Genomic DNA, 9,613 nt, shown 5'->3' on the forward strand with positions numbered 1-9,613 from the left:
CCGGCAAGGGCCGCCGGAGCATCAGCAACGTCTGCGTGCCGGGCTCGAGGAATCCGGACTGTTGTAGACAGGCACGTGGACATCACTGTGCGGCAGCCTCAATGGGGCTGACCGATGGGTTCTGATCGACATCGACGATGGCGAGCGACTATTCGAATCCGCTTCCCTGACCGAAGTCGAACGGTACTCGAGCGAATAGCGCTCCACGCCAACCAGACCCACCGAGTCACGCCGCCCACCTCGAAGAGGTCGTACCCCCAGCGACGAGAACATTGCTGGGGCTCCGGTGAATTCGTGCCGAAACGCCGTCTTCGTCTCAAGTTCGCGTTGGCGTTAAGGTGGCAAGGTGGCGGTCAAGTTCGGTCTGTGGCGAGTCGACCAAGGGCAGGTCCAGCAGGTGCCTGCTAGTGCTATGGAGTCGGAGGAACGACTCGAGAACATAATCGAAAGCCGTGTCGACATCCTTGGGCTGGGCGACCTTCTCGTCGTCGGCAGACAGGTTGTCACCGAGTTCGGTAAGCGCATCGACCTGCTGGCGATCGACGGCCAGGGCGACCTGTACGTCATCGAGTTGAAGAAAGACAAGACTCCGCGGGATGTCGTCGCGCAAGCGCTCGAATACGGCTACTGGATACAAAACCTGTCGTTCGAGGCGATCAGCGATTTGTTCAGCACTCACCACGACGGCCGGGACTTCGAATCGGCATTCACCGAGCACTTCGAATCCGATGTACCCGACGCGGTGAACACGACGCACCACCTCGTAATCGTCGCAGCCGCGATGGATACGAGCACCGAACAGATCGTCGATTACGTTCGGGGCTACGGCGTCCCGATCAACGTCCTGTTCTTCCAGTTCATGATCGACGACAACCGCGAGTACCTGGCCCGATCGTGGCGCAGCAATCCGGACCTCGACCTCGTCACCGTGGCGACCGGTAAGAAGCAGCCGCCGTGGAACGGGCGAGACTTCTTCGTTGCCGTCGGCGAAGAAGAGTTTCGAAACTGGGATGACATGCGGCGGTATGGATTCGTGTCCGCCGGTCAAGGCGAGAAGTACCGCAAGGCCATGCTGAACTTGCAACCAGGGGCGCGTGTCTGGGCAGAAATCCCATCGCGTGGATACGTCGGCGTAGGCGAGGTCGTTGAAACCGCCCTGCCCGTAACCGAATTCGACGTTGAGGTCGACGGAAGCCCCACGCCGATACTGCAGGCGCCGGTACGGGCAGCCAACATAGGCGCCAACGCCTACGACCCGACTATGTGCGAGTACTTCGTCCGAGTGCGATGGCTGGATACGCGCCCGCGAGAAGACGCGTTCTGGGAGAAGGGCATGTTCGCCAACCAGAACGTTGTCGCGAAGCTCCGACACCCGTTCACTTTGCAGCGGCTCGCCGACACGTTCGACGTGTGAGCAGCGCTATTTGGCTGTGCCGGCGCGGCGAGTATCCGAACAACTCTCTCACAGCACAGACAGGGCGCTGACGATGAGCGAATTCCAGATCGACGATATATTTCAGGTGAGCTTTCGAATGAACCCAATCATTGTCAGCAGGACCGATGACCTGTTCGCCGTCGGAGACAATGTTGAAACGATGAATTTCGATGCGCTCTACCGAGCCTCGCGCAGTCGAACCATCACCTTTCAGCAACTAAGAGCCGGAAGAACCCGTCCCCTTCCTGGTGCTTGTTGATCAGATACTGCTCGTCGATCCGCTCCCCTGCCGCGGATCGGCCGCGGCGATATGGTCTCGAATCATCGCGAGCGCCAGGCTCAGCGTCGTTAATTGCTGCTGGCCGTCCACTACGAGCCAGCGAGCGAAGCTTGGAACGTTCAACGGTGACGGGGCCAGCACCACCGATCCACAGAAATGCGTGGTTCCCCGGTCTTCCTGCCCCAGCAACTCGGCCTGCTCGTAGATGTCACCCAGCAACTATGCGAGCTGCTCGTCCGACCGGGAACCTGTGCGCTGATACAGCGGGATCTGAAATTATTTCTCCCCCTGCACAAGTGCCGCGAACGTAGTCTCCGAAGCCTTCATCCGAACCCTCACCCTCGTCGCCCCACGGCGCGAGGTCATGATCGCAACTCGACACGAGCTTGTCCTTTCAGCCAGAACCAACACAAACGCCTCGCAGCGTCGACTGACCTCGACGCCCGGCAGATAGGCACTACAAACAAACCACTAGGTACTGTACTTGCATTTGCACGGACGCCTGCAACTGCTGTTGCCTCCTTTAACGACATGCACAGCCGTTCGGTTCACAACGGCGACAGAGTTCGGTGAATTATGAGCAAAACCGACCACGCACCCTATTTCGCTCGACGATACAAGTTATGCTCGCGCGCCACCCGTAGCTGTGGCATAGTTTCCTTGACTTCACATGCCGACGTGTCATCGGGGGAGCCACCATTGGGCCACGACGAAATAGACCTTCTAGCCGGCGGCCCACCGTCGGCTCCTATTGATGCATCAACTGGCGTCGTCACTGAGGTCCCACTTCACAGCGGCACGTGGCCTCCAGATGTAGTATTCCATCTTCGCTCCGGGGAGAGTGCGTTTCATCGCTATGAAAAGTTGGGGGATCCTAAGAGCCTCAAGGAAGCGACCACTGCGTTCTACAGCGCGTTAAACGAGTCCCAAAGGAGCGCTAACCCTGACTATGAAGTCTGGGCATTGAGTTACCTGGCCGCATGCAACTTCCGACGTTTCGAAATGCTGGGCGAGGATTCGAACCTGCACGAATCGATCGCACACTTTCGGGCTGCACTAAATATCGAATCCCCGAAGCGCCCATCACACTGGCTCGTGGCCAATCTTGCCAATGCGCTTCATCGCCTCTACGGACGGCGACATGACTATGGAATTCTCGAAGAGTCGGTCCAAACCTACCGCAGAGCATTGAACAAGTCCGAAGATACGGACCGAGCCAGACTGTGGGTCAACTACTGTCGCACCCTAGTCCAATGCTACGACGACCTTGGAGACCGAGCCCGTCTCGACGAGGCGCATGAACTGCTATCGGGGGCCGCGACTTCCGCGAAAGAGCCCATCAGAGTTTATGTAATTGTCGACCTGGGAAATGTCAAGCTCAGGAAATATGGATGGTCTGGACAAATAGCTTACCTTGATCAGTCCATTGAGCTGTTTGACTCTGCCTTAGAATCCGATGTCCGCATCGACTACTTGATGGTTTTGAACAATCTCGGGAATGCCCTCCGAGCACGATACGAACGCCTCGGAGATGCTAACGATCTGGACCGTGCGATTGAAGCTCTAGAAGTATCGTTCGCACCCGCCGTAGAAGGCGAAGATTCAGTACGACGTCGCGCGCTCAGTCTCGGAAATGCTCTGATTGACCGAAGTCTCAAACGCAGCAATTCCGAGGGAATTTTGGATCTGGAACGAGCAATTTCTATATTGCGCAGCGTAGCGAACATAACATCCAATCTGCAGCCCGAAAAAGCTAATCTACTGGTAACCCTCGGCCGAGCCTTGAACCTTTACGCAAGAACATCAGAAACGGAGCAACGAACCCACTACGCGGACGCTGTCGAGGTTCTACGTTTGGCGGAAGGTATAACAAGCGCCCCCTTGGTACGACGCGATATATCCCTGCATCTCGGGTATGCATTATTGCCCCTCGGAGGGAGCCAAGAGATCTCGTCGGGATTGCGGCATCTCACAGAGGCTTTGTATTCAACGCCGCCCAGCGACCCGCTACATCAAGCGCTCTCTGAGGAGATTTCCGAAATCAGGGAACAGTACGGGTTCGAGAACACCATTCCGAACTTGCCCTCATCTTCCGTTGTGCAAATTTGGCTAAACCCGAAAAGTGATGAACAGGCGCATAAACTGTCGTCGCAAGCCATGTATTTACAGCAATACTTAAACTCAATGGATACCGACTATGTAAAGGCGCTTATAGAACGAGAGCCGGCACCCTTCAAAAAGGCGGAAGATGTACCGGAGGCTGGCGCCCTAGTCGTACAGCTGCGCACTGTGGACAATCTTAACACCCTCGTCCGCCTAATTCAGTGGTGGGCAAATCAGCACGCCCGTGATGTGACCCTGAAGCTGCTGGATACAGACCGCGATTCGGAACCGAATGTTTTTGAAATCGGAGGAAGGCCCGGCTCGCCTGGCTATTCAGCACGTATCAGTAGGCGGCGTGTAGGGTAGGATATTTTGGCAAGTCGTTTTGCGCTCATCCTTTCTGTCTCTGAATATTCCGACACGAGAGTGCCAAAGTTTGACGGCCCGGTACCCGGTATCGAGATGCTCGAAAAGTTGTTACTGCAGGAAGATGTGGGCGAATTTGATCACGTATCGGTAGTTCGAAACCCGACCGCAGAAGTCGCATTCGATGCGATCGGCAGGCTGTTTTCTGATCGTCAGTGGGACGACCTTCTTCTGCTGCACATTTCAGCGCGATGCATCCAAACGTCGGGTGGCGATATACAATTCATTGCATCCGACACCAACATTGACGACCTTACTACGACCGTACCTTCAAATTGGCTGGCAAGACAGATCGCCCGTAGCGCCTGCGCCCAGGTGGTAGTCCTGGCGGATTGCGCCTTCCTTGCCTCGCACGTTGTGATCGCCGGTTCCAACCAACTAGTACTGAAAGGTGACCTGGCGTTTGCCGTTCCTGCCTTTGGGCGTGCTGTCATCGCGTCAGTGCTTTCCAACGACGGAGGTACACCCAGCATCTCTACTTGGCATGAGGGCGAGTTTATTGAGTCAATCTGCAGGGGTCTGAGTGACGGAAAAGCTGACATCGACCTTGACGGTCACGTGACAGTGGGCGATATGTATTCGTTCTTATTGAACGAACTATCGGTTTGCATTCCACGCCAATCACCCCTTTTGCAGACTGTTGACGAGACGTCTAAGAAGCTAGTTATTGCCAGCAATCCAAGGTTAGCACCAGCAGCAGCTCCCGTCGTCGCGGAGTTGTCGATTGCAATTCGAAAGGGCTTGCGGAGCAGTAGACCCAGTCAGCGCATACAAACCGTGGAAGACTTGCAGCATATTATTTCCAATTCTGAGGATAAATCCCAGATCAATGCTGCACGGATAGCACTGCACGACCTCACCAATGACGACAGTTTGCTAGTTAGCATGGCCGCCCGGGACGCCCTAGCTCCGTGGGCATGCCTTCAGAGCGGTGACCCGCTTGTGTCAAGTTCCACCGGCAGCCCCACTGTTGTAAATCACTTTCACGAGAGGATAATTGTGAATAATCCGACGTTTATAGGTGGCGACAATATTGAGCATGGCGATAAGGCCGGAAAAGATATAAACAAGCAAACAGCCGGACGCGATAATAAGGGAGCCGCAGTCGGACGAAATAACTCAGTTACGCAAGGTTCCGCTGTCGGCGGCGGAGTGCAGGATCTCATAGAATCACTGCGTACACTGACCGAGGATGTGAGTACATCGAGTGTATCGGTCAAGGACAAGATCGCGGCACTCACCGCGCTCCAATGGTGGCAAGAAAACGTACTGGAGACCTTCGGCGACAAAGAGGAGGCAGCCGAACATCTCGGCACCCTTAAAAGAATCGGGGGATGGATTTGGGACCGATTCACCGGCATTCTCGGTGATCTCCCAAGTGCTGGGCTTGCCGCATGGATTTACGAGGTCGTTCACTCGGCTACTGGTCTCTGACGGAGCGGTCGGGGCTGAATGGAGCATTTGTAATACTTCCCCAACCCGCGCCGATCTAGCGATAGCAGCTGCTTTCGAGCGATGAATCACTATCGCGGGCGGCGGCAGGTGCTGCAGGAGGCATCCGTGGGGTTCTATCTGCGCAAGAGCGTCAGCGCCGGCCCCTTTCGCTTCAACCTGTCGAAGTCGGGGCTCGGTGTTTCGGCCGGCGTGAAGGGATTGCGGGTCGGGGCCGGCCCGCGTGGGACCTATGTGCACATGGGCGCCGGAGGCCTCTCCTACAGAACCAGTCTTTCCGGCCCGCGCCGCTCCGCGACGGGTACCCGTCGCCGCGCCGCGACCATCATGACGCCTTCGACGCAGGTCGTCCAGGAACTACCCGCCGTCACCGTTCTGGATCTCGAGTTCGGAACCGCTACCGACCTGGTTCAAGATCTCAACGCGGCCTCTCATCGCTTCCCGCTGTCGCCGGCCGCATGGCTCAAAGGCCAACTCCGCGTGCCGGTTATCTATGACGTCAACGGTATTGCGGCTCAGGCGTTCGACAGTCTCAATCGTGCGTTCGACGGCATCCGCGGAACACACGGACGATGGTTGATCGACGCCCAGGCAGCCCTGACCTCGCCCTATGCCCGCAAGGTCAACGCGGGGGCTGCATCGCTGGTTACGCGACAGCCGGTAGCACCGGTCAACAACGGACCGAAGTGGCTCGCGACCAATATCGCCGTGCCCGGCCTGAAGACGAAAAAGTTCAGTCTCTACTTCCTGCCCGACCAGATCCTCGTCCAATCCGGCAGGCAATTCGCGTCCTGGAAGTATTGCGAGGTGACGACCAGCGTCGCACCGCGCCGGTTCATCGAAGACCGAGCCGTACCACCGGACGCGGTGCAGGTCGACCACACCTGGCAGTACGCAAATAAGAACGGCGGGCCGGATCGGCGGTACAAGAACAACCGGATGCTCCCCGTGTTGCAGTACGCCGAGCTCGAGATCACCGGGCCAGGCCTCACCCTACGCTGGCAATTCTCCAATCTGCCTGCAGCGCAGTACTTTGCACAGCAATTGGCAGCGATGCCGACCATCGCTCCCGAGATCGAGACGACGATCGACACCGGCGAAACGCCACGTCCACAGCATGTCGAACCTGCAGCGTCGCCGACCGCTGTAGCTCAAGGTTCTCCCCCTCCAGCAGGCTGGTATCCAGACCCTGGCCACATCGCCCGCAGACGATGGTGGGACGGGCACGCATGGACCGAATACACTGGTTGATCTCGGTCCGGCACACACCCTTTCGACGCTCCGCCCGACCCCGTCGACGAACACTGGTTTGCGCGATCCCCACGACCACCTACCAGCGCTGAGGTACCTTTATCCTCAGCGCGACAACGGGTTTCGAGCCAGCGGGGGGTTAGCGTGCACAATCGTAGTGATGCCGAACGCCGAGCACAGATCGTGCGGTACTGGCGCGCCGTAGAGTACTTCAGCCCACCCAAGGTCGACGCTGTCGACCCCAAGAACGACGTTCGAGCAGTCAGCAAGGGGCGCCCGCTTCCATGGGAGGCAGGGGTGCTGTCGGCGCCGCGCAAAGACCGAATTTGGCGACACACCGTATACGCCGGAATCTTCGAAACGCGCAAGGTGCGCGAGGTGCTCCAGGAAGCGCTGCGCGCTCCAGAATCCGAGCACGATCTCGACGGCCGGGTCAAAGGTGCGAGTGCGCTGCTCAGTTTCGGAGTTGACGAAGCAGGCCATCTGATCAAAGAGAGCATCACGTTGTCCTCGTGTGCTTGGGCGGTGAGCCGGACTCTAACCCCTGGCCCGGATGACGATGCGTGGCTCGACGGCTTCGACGACGACCAGGAGAAGCTGCTGGGCTATCTCTTCGAAATCGGTGACGGCCGCATTCCCATCAGTTCGACGTCGGAAGCTACGGGCCGCGGACTTGGTTTGGTCGCCGGCACAGCAGCACGGGTTGCGCTCGATGTCGCAACCGGAGGAATCTCGGCGCTCCCATCCGTTGTCGGCATGGTCGCCGCACCGACGGTCGGCCCGATCGCTGCGAAGGTGATCGAGAAGATCGGCGATTCGCTCGCCAAGGACGCGAACGACACCATCAATGCGACCGTCAAACCGAAGCTGAGTAGGAACGGGAAAGACACGGGACCTGAAAGCGCCGAGGGTGACGACAGCTCCGCCCCGGCCGGGCTCGGCACCAAAGTCCTCACCGTCGACGACCTTGCCGCGATCACCCGATGGGTTGCCGAGACGCTGGGGCTGGCGGAAGCGCTGGAGCCGAGGCACATTCGTGTCAAGAGTCGTCAGATCCCATTGCGGACAGCGGATGACGCGGCGGGTGATGAGTTCCTGAACAGCTTCTATGCCCCGGACCTCGAACTGGTCGCAAACTCATTGGCCGCCGGAGACGCCGGAAAGGCACTCACCGACTATCTCCGGGACGACGAATCGATCGACCTGGCACAACGTGTCGATCTGCGGAGATCGCCGGCAACGGTGCTGCGTTCGCTGGCACCGGAGTCCATGCCGTTCGGGCGCTGGCCTGCCCAATCGACCCAGCCACTGGCATTGAGTCAGCAATTCGCCATAAACGAGATCTTCAACAGCCTTGCAGATCCGGCCGCCCGTCGCTTGTACGCGGTCAACGGGCCGCCCGGAACAGGTAAAACGACGATGCTCCGGGATCTGATCGCCGCGCTCGTGGTGGCGCGAGCGACCAGGTTGGCACGATTGAAGTCCGCATCCGAAGCGTTCCAGAAGACGCCCCTGACATGGACAACCGAGGAAACCGTCAAGAAGTACCACCGGAAGCTGCATCCGCTGCGTACCGATCTGACCGGCTTCGAGATCGTGGTCGCGTCTTCCAACAACGGCGCCGTAGAGAACATCACACTCGAGGTACCAGCATCGAAAACTATTGATCTGGAGACGTTCCCGGACGCCGACTACTTGGCCGGCCCCGCCACAATCCTGACGGGGACCCCCTGCTGGGGCGCAGTAGCCGCCCGATTGGGCCGGCGAAGTTTTCGGCAAGATTTCGTGGATCGGTTCTGGTGGGGTACGGACAAGCGGAGTAAGAACCGGGAGGAACCCTCCGAGCTGGTCGGGCTGCATCAGATCCTGATGGATCTCGAAAATTCCGTCTCAGCGGGATCGGACTCGAATCTGCCGACCTGGAGCGAGGCCGTCGACCGATTCAATGCCGCGCTCGAGAACGTGAAACAGCTTGCGCAGCAACGCCAACGTATCTCCGACATCCTCGTTCGCGAGTCCGAGTCGGATCCTCGACTCATCGCACTACGCAAAGACGCTCAGGGGCAACATGATTACGTCGCCCGTCTTCGCCAGTATCGCGACGAACTGCACCGGCTCGCCGATAACACCCAGGCAGAACGTAGGCGCGCCGAAGCGGAACTCAGCAATGCGCTCGAAGCGCGGGATGCCGCGGCCGAGGGCGTGGCGCGCGCCAACAAAAAGGTTCAATCTGCCAGTGCGCAGTTGAATACACATCTTGCGGGAAAGCCAGGCAGGCTCCGACGATTCTGGTCGCGCAATGCTTTGGACGAGTGGAACAAGGACGCGAGTCCATTCAAAGAAGCACTCGCGATGGCAGACGCCACACTGTCGAGTGCCGAGGCGCACTTCGATGCCGCCGAGGCCGCGTTGACCGTACGGAGGCGAACCCTCAGCACTACGATTCAGACGGAACATCAATACTGCCAACAGCTTTCGCAGTGTGACCGCGACATCGAGCGCTCAACCGAGAACGCCCACTCGGCAGACAGGGCGGTGTCCGATCGAGAAGCACGGCTCCGTCGAGACGCCGACTCTTTGGATGAGGCGGGGAGTGTCGGATTACCGGTGGATCTGACCCCGGTAGGGGTTAGTTTCCGGTCGGGTTGATCCGGCCTTCGAATGCG

At 58.5% G+C, this 9,613-nt stretch carries 7 protein-coding genes; 6 read left to right on the forward strand and 1 reads right to left on the reverse strand.

Annotated features, from left to right (window positions below):
• The first annotated feature begins 346 nt into the window (after positions 1–346).
• Both A5789_RS25870 and A5789_RS36915 read left to right on the forward strand, forming a co-directional pair.
• On the forward strand, positions 347–1,414 hold the full coding sequence (locus tag A5789_RS25870) for a DUF91 domain-containing protein (protein WP_155525680.1): 1,068 nt from the start codon (positions 347–349) through the stop codon (positions 1,412–1,414).
• Between the two features lie 73 nt (positions 1,415–1,487).
• A complete protein-coding gene (locus tag A5789_RS36915) occupies positions 1,488–1,694 on the forward strand; it encodes a hypothetical protein (RefSeq protein WP_155525679.1) in 207 nt (68 codons plus the stop codon).
• On the opposite strand, the gene A5789_RS25875 is transcribed toward A5789_RS36915, so the two are convergent.
• On the reverse strand, positions 1,695–1,934 hold the full coding sequence (locus A5789_RS25875) for a DUF262 domain-containing protein (protein WP_064905849.1): 240 nt from the start codon (positions 1,932–1,934) through the stop codon (positions 1,695–1,697).
• Between the two features lie 480 nt (positions 1,935–2,414).
• Here A5789_RS25875 and A5789_RS36920 point away from each other — a divergent pair, with 480 nt between their 5' ends.
• The 4 genes from A5789_RS36920 to A5789_RS25885 all read left to right on the forward strand — a co-directional run bounded on the left by A5789_RS36920 (position 2,415) and on the right by A5789_RS25885 (position 9,596).
• Entirely contained in the window at positions 2,415–4,184 is a 1,770-nt protein-coding gene (locus A5789_RS36920) for a tetratricopeptide repeat protein (protein WP_155525678.1), read from the forward strand.
• A 6-nt stretch (positions 4,185–4,190) separates the two neighbouring features.
• Positions 4,191–5,678, forward strand: a complete 1,488-nt coding sequence (locus A5789_RS36925) for a hypothetical protein (protein ID WP_155525677.1) — start codon at positions 4,191–4,193, stop codon at positions 5,676–5,678.
• Between the two features lie 81 nt (positions 5,679–5,759).
• Positions 5,760–6,947 carry a DUF4236 domain-containing protein gene (locus A5789_RS38095; protein ID WP_064905852.1) on the forward strand — a complete coding sequence of 396 codons (1,188 nt, stop codon included), beginning with the start codon at positions 5,760–5,762 and terminating at the stop codon, positions 6,945–6,947.
• A 297-nt stretch (positions 6,948–7,244) separates the two neighbouring features.
• Complete coding sequence (locus A5789_RS25885; protein ID WP_064905855.1) at positions 7,245–9,596, forward strand: hypothetical protein; 2,352 nt, start codon at positions 7,245–7,247, stop codon at positions 9,594–9,596.
• The last annotated feature ends 17 nt before the right edge of the window (positions 9,597–9,613 follow it).

The sequence above is a fragment of the Nocardia sp. 852002-51101_SCH5132738 genome (assembly GCF_001665695.1).
GTDB classification, from domain to species: Bacteria; Actinomycetota; Actinomycetes; order Mycobacteriales; family Mycobacteriaceae; genus Nocardia; species Nocardia nova.